Here is a 13,890-nt window from a genome sequence, read left to right on the forward strand (position 1 = left end):
ACTCATCACATCGCGGCCCGCAGGACGTCCAGTTCGCACCCCGGCGCCGCCGGGTCGAAGCCGTGCTGGACCAGCCAGCGGTACGCGGTGAGGCTGCGCAGCGACCACCAGGCGCGGACGGTGTCCGGATCGACGTCGGTGCCGTATCCGGCCAGCAGGTCGGCCAGGTTCTCCTCGTGCCCCAGGGTCAGCGTGGCGAGGTCGGAATGCGCGTCCCCGCACGCCGCCTCGGACCAGTCGATGATGCCGGTGACCTCGTCGTCGTCGCCGGTGAACACATGGGTGATCTGGAGGTCGCCGTGCACGAACACCGGCTCCCACGATCGCAGCGCCGCCTCGGCGATCCGGCGGTTGCGGGTGACCAGCCCGGCGGGCAGGACCTCGTTGGCCAGGAGCCAGTCGCACTCCCGCTCCAACTCGGCCGCCAGGCCGTCCGCGCTCCGGCCGGGCCACGGCGGCAACGGCGCCTCGTGCAGCCTCCGGATCGCGGCCCCCGCCGCGGCCCACGCCGCCGGTGACGCAGGCGACGGCTCCCCGAGGCGGCCGAGCGCGGTGCCCCGGACGGCGGCGAGCGCCAGCACGGACGGCTTGTGCCACAGCACCTCCGGCGCCGGGACCGGCGCCAGCGCGATCGCCTCCGCCTCGACGGCGAGCCGCGCCCGGTCGGCGTCCACCTTCAGGAACATGTCCCCGACACGCAGCGTCGTCCGCTCGGAGTGCGCGACGACGACCTCGATCTCATCCATGCCGCCCAGTGTCGCGCGCAGCCGGCCCCCGGCCCGGCCCGGCATCCTCATGACGGCCGGTGAAGCGCACCCCACCGGCGACGGGGACGCGCTCGGACTCCGGGCTTACGATGCCGGGATGCGTACGGATCTCCCTCGCGTACCCGCCGCCCTCCTGATCAACGGCACCGTCGGCGTGGGCAAGACCACCGTCGCCGGGGCGGTGGGCGGCCTCCTCTCCGAGGGCGGCGTCCCGCACGCCGTCCTGGACCTGGACTGGCTGCGGCAGGCATGGCCCGCGCCTCCGGGCGACCGGTTCAACTCCGCCGTGCTGCTGCGGAACGTGCGGAGCGTCGCCGGGAACTACCTCGGCGCGGGCGCGACACGGCTCGTGCTCGCGGGCGTGATCGAGCATCGCGCCGAGCGGGACCGGTTGGCCCGGGCCGTGGGCGTCGACCTCACCGTGGCCCGGCTGCGCGCCGATCCCACGGCACTCCACCGGCGGCTCGCCCAACGGCACCACAGCGAACCCGAGGCCCTCCGCTGGCACCTGGACCGGACCTCGGAACTCGACGGCATCCTCGACCGAGCCGCGCTCGACGACTTCACCGTCGACACCACGGAGGTGCGCGTCCCGGACGTGGCCGCGGCCGTGCTGAAGGCGGCGCGCTGGCTGTAGGGCCCCGGCGTCCGGGCCGTCCCGGCTACCGCCCGTCCAGCTGCAACGGCGGGTTCGGGTCCGTCTCGTCGCTCATGAAGTCCTTCATGCCCTGCCAGAGCGAGCGGGCCCGGTGGACCGTGGCGCCCCGGGCGTCGGCCAGGACCTCGGCGCGCTCGCCGAAGCCGACCGGGAGGGGCGGGAGGCCGAGCGCGTTCAGGGTGCGGATCAGGAGCTCCGACGCGTCCCCCGGGTCCCGCAGCAGCCGCGCGATCTCGCGGGCGTCGCCCTGGCCCGCCGCCGCGACGAGCAGCTGGGCGTGCTGCTGCGCGGTCTCCTGGGACGGTACCGAACCGGCGCCCGCCCACCGGTGCCGCGCGGCCGTCCGGCCCTTGGCGACGACGGTGAGGACACGCGCGTCGCTCCCCTCGCAGCGGGCGACGAGCGTCGTCATCCCGGCGGAGTCGAACGCGGTCTCCGCCACCGCCGCCAGACCGTCGAGCCGCAGCACCGTCGCCCGGCGCCCGCGCTTGCCCGGCGTCTCCTCCGACGGGGCCGACTCCATCAGCGTCCACCGCCCGGCCGGGGCGAGCCGGACGGTGGCCCCGCACAGCAGCAGCTCCTGCGAGACGCGCTGCGGCGCCCCGGGCACGTACGCGATCTCGTGGGCCGCCTCTGCCCGCACGGAGTCCGGCAGGGGCACGGCGGGGGCGGGGACGGTGCCGTTGCGGGGGATGGAGGCGGCGAGTCCGGCGCGGGCGCTGTCCCGGATCGCCCGGAACATCTCCAGCGGCTCGCCCGCGTAGGTCCACGGGTCCCTGGTGGCGTACCGCCCGATGGAGCGGTAGACGTCCAGCGACTCGGCCCACCGCTCGCGCCCGTTCAGCACCCACACCAGGTGGTTGCGGATCAGCCGGGCCGCGTGGTCCTCGGGCGGGCGGGAGGCGGAGTACGCCTGCGCGGTCGCGATGATCGCGTCGATCCCGTCCGGGCCGGGGATGCCGTCCTCGCGGCGCCGCGCCTCCTCCGGGACGACCTCGGTCAGGGCCACGACCTCCAGGGCGCGCAGCGGGGAGTCCTCCGGCGCTTCGGCGGCGACGCGGGCCGCGTAGCCGAACATCTCCTCGTGGCTGCCGTGCCACTTGGCGGCGAGGTACTGCACGGCGTGCAGATGGGTGGGCAGGTGGTGGGGCGCGCAGGCGAGCGCCCGGCCCAGGCACTCCTCGAAGACCTCGCGCGGGGCCTGGGCACCCATGCAGTGGGCCAGCGCGGCGGACCACGGCACCGGGTCGCCGGGGCTCGCCGCGACGGCCGCCTCGATGACCGGCAGCGCGTCGTCCAGCAACGTGTGGAAGGCGCGGAACTGCTCCTCGCTCACGTCCTTGGCACGCGCGGCCGTGCGGACCGCCCACGCCTCCTCGACGCGCCGGAACGCCTCGACGGTGAGCACGTCGGGGTCCTCCGGCGACTCGTCCAGCCAGGCGCCCAGCCAGGCCGCGTCGGCCACGGCGATCTCGGCGAGTGCGGCGACGGCCTCGTGCCGGAGCGTCCAGTCGGCCTCCGCGCGGGTGGCGGCGAGCAGCGCCCGGGCCGGAGCGTGGGCGCCGCGGCGGGCGGCGTCCAGCGCCTCGACGGCCCGCGCGTCCGGCGCGTCGACGACGACCGCGTGATCCGGCACCAGCCCGACCCCGGTCGCCTCCAGGTTTCTGACCATCCGCCCCACTTTGCCGAACACGCGAGCCCCCTCCGTGAAACCGTTTGTTCCGGCCATGATCCAGGCCGCACCGCGCGCACGGCACTCCGGCCCCCGGGTCGTGTCCATCCCGCCGCCCCGGCGTGACCGCAGGCGCGCCCCCGTACCGTGCCCCCATGGGATTCTCAGGTCATCTGGTCTTCGCCCGCAGTCAACGCCCCCTGCTGGAAGCGCCGTTGTTCACCGACATCGCCCCGGAACCGGGCGACGAGGCACACGAGTGGCCGATCCGCCCGGGCGGCTGGCGGACCCTGCAACTGGAGGCCGGCATCTGGGAGTACGAGATGCTGTCCGGCCTGGTCGAGTGGACCGGCGCGCCCGCCTGCGTCGCCCAGGTCACCGACAGCGGCACCGCCCTCGTCACGGGCCTGGACCCCGAGCGCCACCACTGGCACGCGTGGCTCAACCCGGACAACGCCGCGTCCACGTTCCTCAAGTCCGCCGCGGGCATGGACGACGACGGCGTATGGAACAACTCCCCGGAGTACGAGGAGGCCCGTGCCCGTAAGCGAGCGGAACTCGACGCCGAAATCCCCGCCAACGCCGCACGCGCCCTCGCCTGGGCGACGGCCGCCGGCGTCCGAGCGACGGCCGAGCAACACCACATCGAGGAACTGCTGCGCACCCACACCCCGTTCGCGGAGGACCTGTTCGCGTCGCTCCTGGACGAACTGGACTTCCCGGAGGCGGCCTAGTCCCCACCCTCCCCCCGCTGCCGCCGATAGTGGCGAGCCGCCCGCGCGCGGTTGCCGCAGGACGGCTTGCACCACTCCTGGCGGCCGTGGGCCTTGACGAAGTAGCGGACGCAGCGGGGCGCGGTGCAGGAGCGGAGCCGGTCGCGCTGCGGGCCGCTCAGGAAGGTGATCGCGTCGCGGGCCAGGGCCGCGACGAGGCGGACGTACGGGTCGTCCTCCATGGTCAGCAGGTTCGCGGTGGGGGTGCCGTCGGCGGGCCAGTCGAGCTGTGGGGCGACCGGCTCCCGCGCGGCGGCCGCGTTGAGGCGGGCCGTCGCCTCCTCGGCGGGCATCAGGCGGTGGGCGTCCGCCGGGCTGGCGGGCGCGGGGCTGACCGCTCGGGCGAACAGGGCGCGGACCGCCTGCCGCAGCTCGACGAGGTCGAGGCGGAAGCGTTCGTCCGCCACGAGGTCACCTGCCGAGGGCTCCCCGTGCTCCCGGATCCAGCGCGTCGCACCGGCGACCGTGGCAAGGTCGTCCGCGACACCGCCGTCCCCGTCATGGCGGACCGTGCTCGCCAGTTCCACTGCCGGCCAACGCTCCACGAGGCGCCCCTTCCTGTCACCGACCACTTGAACACACCCTCGCGCACACCCTAAAGTCCCTAACGGAAAAACTGAAAACAACCGTTAGAGGTGACCGCGGCATGACCCTGCTCGCACAGATCAGCGACCTGCACCTGGACGGCAGTACGCGGGCCACCGGGCGCGCCACCCGCGTCATGGACTACCTGCGCGCCCTGCCCCACCCCGTGGACGCGCTCCTGGTCACCGGGGACATCGCCGACCACGGCGCGGAGGCGGAGTACGAGGAGGCGGCCCGCATCCTGGCCGCCCCGTTCCCCGTGCTCACCTGCCCCGGCAACCACGACGCGCGACCGGCGTACCGCAAGGCCCTCCTCGGGGAGGCGCCCGACGACGGCCCCGTCAACCGGGCGCACCACATCGCCGGGACCGCGGTCCTGATGTGCGACGCCACCATCCCCGGCCGCGACGAGGGGCGCCTCGACGCCGAGACGCTCGCCTGGATCGACGCCACGCTGACCGCGCTGCCGCAGGACGCCCCCGCGCTGATCGCCTTCCACCAGCCGCCCGTCGAGCTGCACCACCCGCTGCCCGACTCCGGCATGCTCGAACAGCCGGAGGAACTGGCCGACTTGCTCGCCGCGCACCCGCGGGTCGTCGCCGTCCTCACGGGCCACGCCCACACGGCAGCCGCGTCCGCCTTCGCCGGGCGGCCGTTGATCGTCGGCCCGGCGGTCACCTGGACCCTGCGCCTGCCCTGGGAGGGCACCGAGTTCGCGGACCTCGACCAGCCGCCCGGCCTCGCGTTCCACGTCCTGTCCGACGACCGCCGCCTGACCACCCACTACCGGGTCGTGCTCTGATCGTGGTCCACCCCGTCGCGGTCGCCGGGTTCCTGATGGCGGTCCTCCCCCTGATCGCCACCCCCGGCGCCAGCCTGACCCTGCTGGTCCAGCACGTCACCGAAGGCGGCCGCCGCCGCGCGCTCCCGGTCGCCCTCGGCACGGTCACCGGCCTGTACGTACACGCCGCGCTCGCCGTGGCCGGCCTGTCGACCCTGGTCATGCGCTCCGGCGTCGCCTTCACGACCGTCAAGCTCATCGGCGCGGCCTACCTCATCGGCCTGGGCCTGTGGACCTGGCGCACCGCCGCGCCGACCCCGCGCCGCTCCCGCACGAGGAGTACGGACTCCGTCTACGCCCAGGCGCTCCTCGCCAACGTCCTCAACCCGAAGGCCGCCGCGATCTACCTGACCCTGGTCCCCCAGTTCGTCACGCCCCGGCACCCCCTGCCCGCCCAGATCCTCACCCTGGCCACGGCCCACGCCCTCCTGATCACGCTCTGGCTTACGGCATGGACGCTCCTCCTCGCGCGCGCGACCCGCGCCCTCCGGGGTCCCCGCTTCAAACGAATGGCCGCCCGGGCCACTTCAGCGGTCCTGATCGCCCTCGGCGTCCGCGCGGTGGTGGCGTAGCCGAACGCCCGCGTGTCGCGCCCGGCGCCCCTTGTTTGCGCCCGTGTCCGGGAGACGCACCAGCCCCGTCGGTAGTCTCTCCGGAACAACCCCGGCGAACGGTGAGAAGTCCAGTGGTCCGAGACCTGTACAACGTCCGCGTGCAGCTACCGGAAGGCGGCCCTACGCCGCTGACCGAGGAGGAGGAGCAGCGCGCGCGGGCGGTCCTGTTCAGCGACCTCGGCAACACCATCGCCGAGCGGGGCTGGGTCCGGTTCCCTGCGTACTCGCCGGAGGAGCGTCGCCGACTGCTCGATGTCGCGCACCGCCTCAGTGCCCACTGGGGGCAGCAGGTGTTCATCGAGGCAGAGGATCAGTGCGCCATGAAGCTCTATCTCGCCGGTCACGGATCACAGTCGACGCACCCGCCGCTGCCATAGGCGGGGCCGCGGTCACGGCTCAACCGTGGCGACTCGGCCGCGGGCGCTGTCAGGGGCGCTGCACGATCTCGTCCTTGCCAAGCCATTCGAGGTCGGCACAACCGAGCCCCGCGGCCACCGCCGTGGCCGTTTCCTTCCAAGAAATCAGCTCGGCGAATGTCACGTGCGGTAGGTCGGTGGCACGCGTGACGCGCGCCCGCAGCGATGAGGTCCTGCGCGCAGCTCTCCCGGTCGGACGGCGACAGCGCGAGCATCCAGGGGAATGCCTCGGCCACACGCGCTGCGAGCAGAGTGCTCTCATGCAGCGTCATCGCCCTGGACCAGGTCCCCGATGAACGCCCGCCACCCGCCCGCGCCGCACCTCAGCACCGGGCCCTCCTGCACCTTGCTGTCCCGCACACCCACCGCAGTACCGAGGTTCGCGACCTCGACGCAGTTTCCATTTCCGTTGCTGTAGCTCGACTTGAACCAAGCAGCGTCGTCAACCCTTTTCATAGCTCCCTGCTACCTCACCGATCAGGCGCAGTGACGCCTGATCATCCAGCGATGCGTTCCAGATGTCGTCGAAGGCCGCGTCGTACTGTTGCACCTCTCCCTCCTTGTCCAGGTACAGCCCTCCGGTATACCCGTCCGCGAAGACCGTCGGGGGCTCCGTGTCGACCCCGTCGCCAGTCAGCGGGAACCGCAGGATCACGAAGGGGCCCGTCACCACTCCGGCATGCATGCCGGCGGCGAAGGGGACCACCCTGATGGAGACGTTCTTGCGCTCCGACACGTAGATCAGGTGGGCGAGTTGCTGAGCCATCACCTCGCGGCCACCGATCGGACGCCGGAGCACCGCTTCACCGATCACCGCTCGCAGCACCGGAGGGTCGGTGACGCGGGTCAGCATTGCCTGGCGTTCGATGCGCAGCCGCACGCGTCCGTCGAGATCCGCCTCACCGATGTCACTGATGTGCTTGCGGATGATCTCGCGCGCGTAGCCCTCGGTTTGCAGCGGCCCGGGGACGATGTCGCTCTCGTACATCGCCAACGACGATGCCGCCTCTTCCAGACCTACGTATACGTCGAACCCCTCGGGGATCAGGTCGCCGTAGGAGTGCCACCAGCCGCGGGCCTTCGTTTCCTTGGCCAGCCCCATCAGCGCCTGTGTGAGGTCCGCAGGCGCCCCGTACACGAGGCACATGGCTTGGACGTCGAGACTCCTTAACGCGGTCTGCCCGGTCTCGATGCGCCACATCTTCGCCTCGGACCACTCCAGCTTCGCCGCAGCCGCGCGCACGGTCAGGCGAGCCCGGTTGCGCAACCCTCGAAGGTTTCGCCCCAGCTGGCGCCGCGGAACGGTCGACCCGGTCGGACCCTGTGCCATCTCAACTCCCCTTACGCGCCTCAGTATGAAGGGCTTTTGCCCCTCGCGATGAAAGCAGGTTGATGCTCGTTACGCAGTACAAGACATCCGTTCGATGCTTTAGAAGCGGTACATCGCTATGAAGTCTTGCACGGAGATTGCTTCGCTGTGCAGTCTTGAAACCACTCTCCGTGAGCGTCGAGTGGGTGATCCAGAGACAGCCATGCCGACGCGCACGCCTCACCTGCCGCGTACGGCACTGGCCCTGAGGACCACTCGTGCTCGACCTGCCCCAAGCCGCCCCGAAGTCCGCCTGCTGCACGCGCCCCGTCGGCCCGCCTCCGTCCCTGCTGCTTGCCAGCGAGAGGCAATCCCCCGCCCACACGCGGGCGTTCGTCCGCGAGTACATCGGCCACCACGTCCCCGACGCCTCTGCCGAACACACGGACACCGCCGTCCTGGTGACCAGTGAGCTCGTCACCAACGCCTACCGGTACGGAACCGAGCCGGGAGACCTGATCTCCGTCGTCCTCGACACCGACGGCACCCGGACCCGCATCGAGGTCCACGACCCCGTACGCCGCGCGCCTCGTCACCGGGCAGGGCCCAACACGTACGGCCGCGAGCACACGCGCGGGCGTGGCCTGTTCATCCTCGACGCGCTGTGTCCGAAGCGGTGGGGCGTCGGTGACCGGCCGCTCGGAAAGTTCGTTTGGGCTGAGGTGCCGTACGCGGTCTGATGCGCCGGCCGACCAAAAGCAAGGAGCGAAGACCATGACGAACATCGAGTACGAGACGAAGGCCCTCGACATCGACATCCGGGACATCATCCGCAGGATCCTCGGCGCAGGCGGCGTCGAGGCGACGCCGAAGCGCCTCATGCGGCGTTACGTCTACGACACCGTCCCGCCCGTGCCCGGGCGCTGGGTGCGCCTCCGTGACACAGGCGACACCACCACGCTGTGCGTCAAGGAGATCACCACCGACGCGGTCGACGGGACGCGCGAGACCGAGGTGGTGGTGGACGACTTCACCGAGGCGGCGGCGCTGCTCAACCTCGCCGGTCTTGTCCCGCGCGGCTACCAGGAGAACCGCCGTACGTCGTACAGGCTCGGCGCGGTCCGCCTGGAGATCGATGAGTGGCCGCGCATCCCGCCGTACCTGGAGATCGAGGGCGACGACGAACGGCAGGTATGGGAGGCGGCCGCCGCCCTCGGCTTCTCCCCCGACCGACTCACGTCGCTCAACACGACCAAGGTCTACGCCCTGTACGGCATCGATCTCGACGGCATCAGCGACCTGCGGTTCGAGTAGACCCACGCAGCACACGCGAGAGGGGACGCCCCCATGTACGACCTGTCGAACCTGCCGGTCGAAGTACGGCCGGACCGAACGTTACGCGTCAAGATCATCGACGCCTGTGGACTTGCCTGCTCCTTCTGCCACAACGAGGGCACCCCTGTGGCGACCGACAACGCGGAGCGCGCGCCCGGGGATTTCACCGGTGCGCCCGGCCGCTCCGGCCGTGTCTCCATCTACCTGCGCACCAACGGTGCCGACTTCCTCCCCGCGCGAATCGCCGCCGACGCCGAGTTCGCCCTCGCGCTCGCCGCCGTACGCGGAGCTCTGCCGACCAACGAGGTGCACTTCACCGGCGGCGAGCCCACGCTCCACCCTGACCTGCCCGGTCTCATCTCCATCGCCCGCCGCATGGACCTCGCTGTGGGCATCACGTCGAACGGGGAGGCCGGCGCCGAGGTGCTGCCCGCCGCCGCTGCCGCCGGGCTCGACCGCATCAACCTGTCGGTCTTCGGTACGACGCCCGAGGAGCTGGCCGCCGTCCAAGGGCCCCGCCTGGCGTCCCCGAAGCTGGCCGCACGCAAGCTGGCCGCGCTCGACGCCACGATCGAGACCGCCGTCGCGCACGGGGTGAAGGTGTCGGCGAACATCGTCATCCCGGACCACAGCCACGTCGAGCGCGTGCTCCGCATCATCGAGCGGCACGGGCACTCCGTCGTCGTCCGCATGCTCGTGTCCCTTGAGACGGGCGGTGCGTCCCTCGACGCCATGCAGGCCGTCGTGGACCACCTGGGCGCCGTCCCCGTACCCCGTATCGTCACGGCCGGTGCGTCCGACCAGCGCGTGCGCTATCGCCTCCCGGACGGACGCACCCTGTACGCCAAGAGCATCCGGCCCGTACGTCTGCCCGAGACGTGCACCGGGTGCCGCTTCAACAACGACCGGGACTGCCAGGAGGGCTACTACGGCGTCCGGCTGTACCGGGCCACGAACGGGCCGTTCATGGTCGGGGTGTGCATCCAGCGCATGGACCTGTGCATGAGCCTCGGCGAGTTCGTGATGAGCCAGCGCTGCCGCGAGGTGGCGGCCTTCCGCGACGACGAAGCCGCGCGCCTCGTGAGACTGCACTCCGCGACAACGCCCACAGGGATTGCTGCGGGGTGAATGCGGGAGGGCGCGCCCGCGCCCTACCCCCCGACCGGCCCCACCCCCGTGGCCGCGACGGACAGGTCCCACAGGCGGGCCGCCGCGTCGGGGGCGACCGCGTAGGCACGGACGCCCGCTTCGTCCTCGGGCCCGGTGACGGGGGCGATCTCGCAGTCCTCCAGATACACGCCACCCCGGTCCGCCAACAGCGGTGACGTGGCTGCCCACAGGCCCGTGGCGGCGCCCTGCGAGGCGGTCTTGAAGTCCTCGCCGATCACGTTGCCGTGCTCGTCCACCCATCCGTTGTCCATCTGCTCCTGGAGCGTCATGTCCCGCTGCAGCGCGGTGATGATCTTGCCCGGGTGGAGCGAGAAGGCCCGGACGCCGTCCTCGCGGCCGAGGGCGTCGAGGTGGACGGCGAAGAGCGCGTTGGCGGTCTTGGACTGGCCGTACGCGTGCCACTTGTCGTATCCGGTACGGAAGTGGGGGTCGTGCCAGCGGATGTCGGTGATCCCGTGCCCGGCGGAGCTGTAGGCCACGACCCGCGCTCCGTCGGCGGCGGCCAGGAGCGGGTACAGCTCGCAGGCGAGGGTGAAGTGCCCGAAGTGGTTGGCAGCCAACTGGCCCTCCCACCCGGGCCCGACGCGCCGCTCCGGGGTGGCCATGACTCCGGCGGTGGCGAAGAGCAGGTCGAGCGCGGTCAGCGACGCACGCAGGTGCGCGGCCGCCGCCCGTACGGTTCCGAGGTCGCACAGGTCCATGGGGACGACCTCCACGTCACCGCCCACCCCGGCGAGCGCGGCACGGGCGGCGTCGGGCCGCCGCGCCGGAACGACCACCCGCGCCCCGGCGCCGACGAGCGCCCGGGTGGTTTCGAGCCCGAGCCCGGAGTAGCCGCCGGTCACGACGGCGTTCCGGCCGGAGAGGTCGAGGCCCGCGATGACGTCCTGGGCGGTGCTGGCGGCGGAGAAGGGAGAGCCGAGAGGCTGCTGTTCGGTGTCGGTCATGGATGCGACGCTACGATCTAGACCTCGCTCTAGATCAAGTCCTACGCTCCCCCGTATGGCAACCACCACGGACGCGCTGAGCATCGGCGAGGTGTCCGACCGCACCGGCCTCGGCGTCCACGCCCTCCGCTTCTACGAACGCGAGGGCCTGCTCGTGGGCCCGGTGCACCGCACCTCCGGCGGCCGGCGCCGGTACAGCGCGCTCGACGTCGAATGGCTGCTGATCTGCGTGAAGCTGCGGGAATCCGGAATGCCCCTGGCCGAACTGAAACGGTTCGCCGACCTCGTACGCCAGGGCCCGGGCAACGAGGCCGAGCGCCTCCACCTCCTGGACACCCACCGCCAGCGCGTCGACGCCCAGATCGCCGCCCTGGAGGAGTGCCGCTCGGTCATCACCTGGAAGGTCGGCGTCTACGCGGACCACCTGGCCCGGGGCGAGGCGACCGGCCTCTGGGACCCGACGGCGTGACGGCGATCACGCGCGGGGCCCCTGTCGCCTCAGCCGCGGCGGGGCGGGGCGAGCTTCGCCAGGTCGAGGTCGATCTCGAAGGGCACCGGACGGGTGAGTGAGCCCCTGAAGATGCCAACGGGTACGTAGGTCGCGGTCGGCCCGTCCAGCTCGTAGACGTGCACGACGGGTGCCCCGCCCTCATCCTCGATGCACCAGTAGTGCGGGATGCCGGCCTCCGCGTACTTCCGCAGCTTCACCGTGCGGTCCCGGTGTGCGGACTCGGGGGAGACGACCTCTACGGCGAGCCGTACTTCGTCCGGTGCGAACCAGGTGCGGTCACCGTCGAAGTCGGCTGTCGTCACCAGCAGATCCGGCTCGGGCCGATTGCGCTGGTCGAGTTTGATGGTCATCTCCCGTCCGACCCGCACATCGGCCGGTGCCTGCTCCATGAGAGCCACGGTGAGCATCGTGACGAGATGGCCGTGCCACCACCGCTGCGGGGACATCATGAAGACGAGTGCTCCGTCGATCAGCTCGGTGTGGCGCGGCGCTTCCGGGAGGCGGTCCAGGTCCTCCGCGTACCAGCCTTCCGCGCGGGGCGGGCGCATCCAGTCGGGCAGTGCGGTCATGCCTCAACCGTATCGACTCGGCCCGGTCCGGGCCACGAGGCAGCGCGCCGGACCGGCAGCCGGGCCCCGCGCCCGCCCGCTCAGCGGCTCCCGGCCCGGTCCCGCAGTTCCCGGCGCAATATCTTCCCCGACACCGCCCGCGGCACCGTCTCGATGAATTCGACCTGGCGCACCTTCTTGTACGGCGCCACCCGCTCCGCCACCCAGGCCATCAGGTCGTCCGCCGTCACCGCCTTCCCCGCGCCCCGCACCACGTAGGCCCTCGGGATCTCGTTGCCGTCGGGGTCGCGGACGCCGATCACCGCCGCGTCCGCCACGCCCTCGTGGCCGAGCAGCAGCGCCTCCAGCTCCGCGGGGGCGACCTGGTAGCCCTTGTACTTGATGAGCTCCTTCACGCGGTCGACCACGAAGAGCCAGCCCGCCTCGTCGACCCGGCCGACGTCGCCGGTGTGCACCCAGCCGTCCGGGTCGATCATCTCGGCGGTGGCTTCGGGGCGGTTCAGGTAGCCCTTCATGACCTGGGGGCCCCGGATCAGGATCTCCCCGGGCTCGCCGGGCGGGGCGTCGGCGGACGGGTCGTCCAGGGACACGATCCGCATCTCGGTGCTCGGGAGCAGCGTGCCGACCGCTCCCGGCGGCGGGTTCTCCGCGGCCAGCGGGACGACGTGCGTGCCCGGGGACAGCTCCGTCATCCCGTACGCCTGGCGGACCGGCGGCAGGCCGAGGCGGCGGGAGCACGCGGCGGCCAGGTCCGCGTCCAGCGGGGCGGCGGCGCTGACGATGTACTCCAGCGAGGACAGGTCATAGCGGTCCACCACCGGGTGCTTCGCCAGGGCCAGCACGATCGGCGGAGCCACGTACAGGCCGTTGATGCGGTGCGTCTCGATCGCCGCCAGGAACTGCGCGAGGTCGAAGCGGGGGAGGACGACGACCGTGGCACCGAGGCGCAACGGCGCGTTCATCAGGGCCGTGAGGCCGTAGATGTGGAAGAACGGCAGGACCGCCAGAATCCGGTGCCCCTCCCCCAACGGCACGAACGGGACCAGCTGTTCCAGGTTCGTCGCCAGCGACCGGTGCGTCAGCATGACGCCCTTCGGGGCTCCCGTCGTGCCCGAGGAGTACGGGAGCGCCGCGACGTCCTCGGCCGGGTCCACGGTCACCATCGGTTCCGGGGCGGTCGTGGTGAGCATGTCCAGGAGCGAGGTGTGTCCCTCCGCGTGGTCGCAGACGAACACCTCCTCGATGCCGCCCACGAGTTCGGCCGCCCGGCGTGCGACCGCGAGCAGCGGGGACACGGTGACGATCCAGCGCGCCGCGGAGTCCCGCAGCTGCTTCGCGAACTCCTCGGCCGTGGCCAGCGGGTGCACCGTCGTGACCGTGGCGCCCGCCCGCGTCGCGGCGTGGAAGACCGCCGGGTACGCGATGGTGTTCGGGCTGTGCAGGGCGAGCACGTCGCCCTTGACCAGCCCGGCCGCGGCCAGACCGGCGGCGATCCTGCGGTGGAAGGAGTCGAGCTGCGCGTAGGTGAGGCGGTTGCTCTCGTTGGTGCCGTCGATCAGGGCGACGGTGTCACCGAACCGTTCGGTGGCGTGCCCGAGCACCGCGTCGTGGATGGCGGCGTCGAGCGGCTGTACGTCGGGGTAAGCGCTGCGGAACACGTGCACCATGCCGGTTCGGTCCCTTCGATGCGGTGGGGGCGGCGTCCTCTCGCGTACGTACGGGC

The 13,890-nt window shown here is 72.1% G+C and carries 17 protein-coding genes; 9 read left to right on the plus strand and 8 right to left on the minus strand.

The window, feature by feature from the left end; all coding sequences use genetic code 11:
- Nucleotides 1-5: 5 nt before the first annotated feature.
- The gene (locus tag AB0L33_RS08565; protein WP_365678947.1) at nucleotides 6-746 is read right to left on the minus strand and encodes a phosphotransferase; all 741 of its coding nucleotides are present in this window, start codon (nucleotides 744-746) and stop codon (nucleotides 6-8) included.
- A 118-nt stretch (nucleotides 747-864) separates the two neighbouring features.
- On the opposite strand from AB0L33_RS08565, the gene AB0L33_RS08570 reads away from it, so the two are divergent.
- Nucleotides 865-1,404: an AAA family ATPase gene (locus tag AB0L33_RS08570; RefSeq protein ID WP_365678949.1), complete on the plus strand. Its 540-nt coding sequence runs from the start codon at nucleotides 865-867 to the stop codon at nucleotides 1,402-1,404.
- 25 nt (nucleotides 1,405-1,429) lie between these two features.
- Here the strand turns inward: AB0L33_RS08570 and AB0L33_RS08575 are convergent, their stop codons facing one another.
- Nucleotides 1,430-3,097 carry a hypothetical protein gene (locus tag AB0L33_RS08575; RefSeq protein WP_365678951.1) on the minus strand — a complete coding sequence of 556 codons (1,668 nt, stop codon included), beginning with the start codon at nucleotides 3,095-3,097 and terminating at the stop codon, nucleotides 1,430-1,432.
- A gap of 155 nt (nucleotides 3,098-3,252) precedes the next feature.
- Here AB0L33_RS08575 and AB0L33_RS08580 point away from each other — a divergent pair, with 155 nt between their 5' ends.
- Nucleotides 3,253-3,831 carry a hypothetical protein gene (locus AB0L33_RS08580; RefSeq protein ID WP_365678953.1) on the plus strand — a complete coding sequence of 193 codons (579 nt, stop codon included), beginning with the start codon at nucleotides 3,253-3,255 and terminating at the stop codon, nucleotides 3,829-3,831.
- Here the strand turns inward: AB0L33_RS08580 and AB0L33_RS08585 are convergent.
- Nucleotides 3,828-4,415 carry a CGNR zinc finger domain-containing protein gene (locus AB0L33_RS08585; RefSeq protein WP_365678955.1) on the minus strand — a complete coding sequence of 196 codons (588 nt, stop codon included), beginning with the start codon at nucleotides 4,413-4,415 and terminating at the stop codon, nucleotides 3,828-3,830. The two genes, AB0L33_RS08580 and AB0L33_RS08585, sit on opposite strands and share 4 nt — an antisense overlap.
- A 101-nt stretch (nucleotides 4,416-4,516) precedes the next feature.
- Here AB0L33_RS08585 and AB0L33_RS08590 point away from each other — a divergent pair, with 101 nt between their 5' ends.
- The 3 genes from AB0L33_RS08590 to AB0L33_RS08600 all read left to right on the plus strand — a co-directional run bounded on the left by AB0L33_RS08590 (nucleotide 4,517) and on the right by AB0L33_RS08600 (nucleotide 6,287).
- A complete protein-coding gene (locus tag AB0L33_RS08590) occupies nucleotides 4,517-5,257 on the plus strand; it encodes a metallophosphoesterase (protein WP_365678957.1) in 741 nt (246 codons plus the stop codon).
- A 2-nt stretch (nucleotides 5,258-5,259) separates the two neighbouring features.
- Nucleotides 5,260-5,868 (plus strand): LysE family translocator, encoded by a 609-nt coding sequence (locus AB0L33_RS08595; protein ID WP_365678959.1) that lies wholly within the window; start codon nucleotides 5,260-5,262, stop codon nucleotides 5,866-5,868.
- A gap of 140 nt (nucleotides 5,869-6,008) precedes the next feature.
- On the plus strand, nucleotides 6,009-6,287 hold the full coding sequence (locus AB0L33_RS08600) for a hypothetical protein (RefSeq protein ID WP_365678961.1): 279 nt from the start codon (nucleotides 6,009-6,011) through the stop codon (nucleotides 6,285-6,287).
- A gap of 297 nt (nucleotides 6,288-6,584) precedes the next feature.
- Here the strand turns inward: AB0L33_RS08600 and AB0L33_RS08605 are convergent, their stop codons facing one another.
- The gene (locus AB0L33_RS08605; RefSeq protein ID WP_365678963.1) at nucleotides 6,585-6,782 is read right to left on the minus strand and encodes a DUF397 domain-containing protein; all 198 of its coding nucleotides are present in this window, start codon (nucleotides 6,780-6,782) and stop codon (nucleotides 6,585-6,587) included.
- Nucleotides 6,769-7,656, minus strand: coding sequence for a helix-turn-helix transcriptional regulator (locus tag AB0L33_RS08610; protein ID WP_365678965.1), 888 nt, complete (start codon nucleotides 7,654-7,656; stop codon nucleotides 6,769-6,771). Before AB0L33_RS08610 ends, AB0L33_RS08605 begins: the two co-directional genes overlap by 14 nt.
- 257 nt (nucleotides 7,657-7,913) lie before the next feature.
- Here AB0L33_RS08610 and AB0L33_RS08615 point away from each other — a divergent pair, with 257 nt between their 5' ends.
- The 3 genes from AB0L33_RS08615 to AB0L33_RS08625 are packed head-to-tail and all read left to right on the plus strand — an operon-like array spanning nucleotide 7,914 to nucleotide 10,098.
- Nucleotides 7,914-8,375: an ATP-binding protein gene (locus tag AB0L33_RS08615; protein ID WP_365678967.1), complete on the plus strand. Its 462-nt coding sequence runs from the start codon at nucleotides 7,914-7,916 to the stop codon at nucleotides 8,373-8,375.
- A 34-nt stretch (nucleotides 8,376-8,409) separates the two neighbouring features.
- Entirely contained in the window at nucleotides 8,410-8,949 is a 540-nt protein-coding gene (locus AB0L33_RS08620; protein WP_365678969.1) for a CYTH domain-containing protein, read from the plus strand.
- A gap of 33 nt (nucleotides 8,950-8,982) precedes the next feature.
- The gene (locus AB0L33_RS08625; protein WP_365678971.1) at nucleotides 8,983-10,098 is read left to right on the plus strand and encodes a radical SAM protein; all 1,116 of its coding nucleotides are present in this window, start codon (nucleotides 8,983-8,985) and stop codon (nucleotides 10,096-10,098) included.
- Between the two features lie 23 nt (nucleotides 10,099-10,121).
- Here AB0L33_RS08625 and AB0L33_RS08630 read toward each other — a convergent pair whose 3' ends face one another.
- Nucleotides 10,122-11,087 (minus strand): oxidoreductase, encoded by a 966-nt coding sequence (locus AB0L33_RS08630; RefSeq protein WP_365678973.1) that lies wholly within the window; start codon nucleotides 11,085-11,087, stop codon nucleotides 10,122-10,124.
- Nucleotides 11,088-11,142: 55 nt separating this feature from the next.
- On the opposite strand from AB0L33_RS08630, the gene AB0L33_RS08635 reads away from it, so the two are divergent.
- Nucleotides 11,143-11,556, plus strand: a complete 414-nt coding sequence (locus AB0L33_RS08635; RefSeq protein WP_365678975.1) for a MerR family transcriptional regulator — start codon at nucleotides 11,143-11,145, stop codon at nucleotides 11,554-11,556.
- A 29-nt stretch (nucleotides 11,557-11,585) separates the two neighbouring features.
- On the opposite strand, the gene AB0L33_RS08640 is transcribed toward AB0L33_RS08635, so the two are convergent.
- Nucleotides 11,586-12,167 carry a Uma2 family endonuclease gene (locus tag AB0L33_RS08640; RefSeq protein WP_365678977.1) on the minus strand — a complete coding sequence of 194 codons (582 nt, stop codon included), beginning with the start codon at nucleotides 12,165-12,167 and terminating at the stop codon, nucleotides 11,586-11,588.
- 80 nt (nucleotides 12,168-12,247) lie between these two features.
- Entirely contained in the window at nucleotides 12,248-13,834 is a 1,587-nt protein-coding gene (locus AB0L33_RS08645) for an AMP-binding protein (protein WP_365678979.1), read from the minus strand.
- Between the last annotated feature and the right edge of the window lie 56 nt (nucleotides 13,835-13,890).

It is taken from the genome of Streptomyces sp. NPDC052299 (genome assembly GCF_040679335.1).
GTDB lineage: Bacteria > Actinomycetota > Actinomycetes > Streptomycetales > Streptomycetaceae > Streptomyces.

Bases quoted from the DNA above. Each gene is read 5' to 3' on its own strand.
- AB0L33_RS08565 (WP_365678947.1), bottom strand. From the start codon at position 746: ATGGATGAGATCGAGGTCGTCGTCGCGCACTCCGAGCGGACGACGCTG.
- AB0L33_RS08570 (WP_365678949.1), top strand. From the start codon at position 865: ATGCGTACGGATCTCCCTCGCGTACCCGCCGCCCTCCTGATCAACGGC.
- AB0L33_RS08575 (WP_365678951.1), bottom strand. From the start codon at position 3,097: ATGGTCAGAAACCTGGAGGCGACCGGGGTCGGGCTGGTGCCGGATCAC.
- AB0L33_RS08580 (WP_365678953.1), top strand. From the start codon at position 3,253: ATGGGATTCTCAGGTCATCTGGTCTTCGCCCGCAGTCAACGCCCCCTG.
- AB0L33_RS08590 (WP_365678957.1), top strand. From the start codon at position 4,517: ATGACCCTGCTCGCACAGATCAGCGACCTGCACCTGGACGGCAGTACG.
- AB0L33_RS08605 (WP_365678963.1), bottom strand. From the start codon at position 6,782: ATGAAAAGGGTTGACGACGCTGCTTGGTTCAAGTCGAGCTACAGCAAC.
- AB0L33_RS08610 (WP_365678965.1), bottom strand. From the start codon at position 7,656: ATGGCACAGGGTCCGACCGGGTCGACCGTTCCGCGGCGCCAGCTGGGG.
- AB0L33_RS08620 (WP_365678969.1), top strand. From the start codon at position 8,410: ATGACGAACATCGAGTACGAGACGAAGGCCCTCGACATCGACATCCGG.
- AB0L33_RS08625 (WP_365678971.1), top strand. From the start codon at position 8,983: ATGTACGACCTGTCGAACCTGCCGGTCGAAGTACGGCCGGACCGAACG.
- AB0L33_RS08630 (WP_365678973.1), bottom strand. From the start codon at position 11,087: ATGACCGACACCGAACAGCAGCCTCTCGGCTCTCCCTTCTCCGCCGCC.
- AB0L33_RS08635 (WP_365678975.1), top strand. From the start codon at position 11,143: ATGGCAACCACCACGGACGCGCTGAGCATCGGCGAGGTGTCCGACCGC.
- AB0L33_RS08640 (WP_365678977.1), bottom strand. From the start codon at position 12,167: ATGACCGCACTGCCCGACTGGATGCGCCCGCCCCGCGCGGAAGGCTGG.
- AB0L33_RS08645 (WP_365678979.1), bottom strand. From the start codon at position 13,834: ATGGTGCACGTGTTCCGCAGCGCTTACCCCGACGTACAGCCGCTCGAC.